The 1,063-nt window shown below is 65.7% G+C and carries 1 pseudogene; it reads right to left on the bottom strand.

The features are described from left to right. Positions 1-1,063 (bottom strand): annotated as a pseudogene (locus E3N86_RS14175) (amino acid transporter); the annotation flags it as partial.

Below are 1,063 nucleotides of genomic sequence, written 5' to 3' on the forward strand. Positions count from 1 at the left end.
CGGCGCTGGTGGCGTCGGATCGCCGAGATCGTGACGGCGATGGCGCCGGACACCATCATGGCCAGGATGCCGGTGGCGTAGGCGCCGGCCTGCGCGTTGACGTCGGCGTTGAAGCCAATCGTGATCACGATGCTGATGCCGGTGTAGACGAGGACCACGGGGCGTACGGCGCGGCTCCACTCGGGGGCCATGCCGTAGGACGGTAGGTAGCGCGGGACGATGTTGATCAGGCCGGCCATGGCGGACGCCCCCGCGAACCACAGGATGAGGATGCTGCTGACGTCGTAGACGGTGCCGAAGGTGTTTCCGACGAGTTCGTGGGCCAGGTACGCCAGTGCGCGGCCGCTGGCTTCGCCGCCGTCTTCGAAAGCTTCCTCGGGGATGAGGAGGGTGGTGACGAAGGTGCTCGAGAGGAGGTAGGCGCTCATGATCAGGGCCGCCGCGGTCAGGAGCTTGCGGGTGTTGCGGATGCGTGAAGCCAGGCGCTCCTCGGTGGTTTTCCCTGCCGAGGCAACCAGGGGCATCATGCTCACCCCGGTCTCGAATCCGGACAGACCCAACACGAGCAGCGGGAAAGCGATGATGGCGGGACCGAGAAGATCACCGAACCCCCCGCCGCGGGAGGTGAGGGCGTCTGTCCATCCGGCGAGAGCGGCTGGATCCGTGAGGACGTCGTAGAGGCCGACGCCGATGACGACGGCATTCAGGGTGAGATACACCGCCACCAGCGGGATGGCAACCGCCACGGCTTCGCTGAAACCGAGAAGGAAGACGCCGCCGAGGGTGAGGAGCAGGACGATCGTGATCGTCACGGCATGCCCCTCGAGGAAGCTGGGCGCATATGGGTTCTCAAGAAGGTGGACCGTGGCATCCGCCGACGACAGGGTGATCGTGATGATCCAGGACGTTGCGACGAAGCCCAGAAGTACCAGCACGAAGAACTTGCCCTTCCAGAACGGGAGGAGCCGCTCGAGCATCGCCACCGAACCCTGGCCGTGCGGGCTCTCCTTCGCCACCCGCCGGTACATCGGCAACATCCCCAGCAGGGTCAGTGCAACGATCA

The sequence above is a fragment of the Cryobacterium sp. Hz7 genome (genome assembly GCF_004402815.1).
GTDB classification, from domain to species: Bacteria; Actinomycetota; Actinomycetes; order Actinomycetales; family Microbacteriaceae; genus Cryobacterium; species Cryobacterium sandaracinum.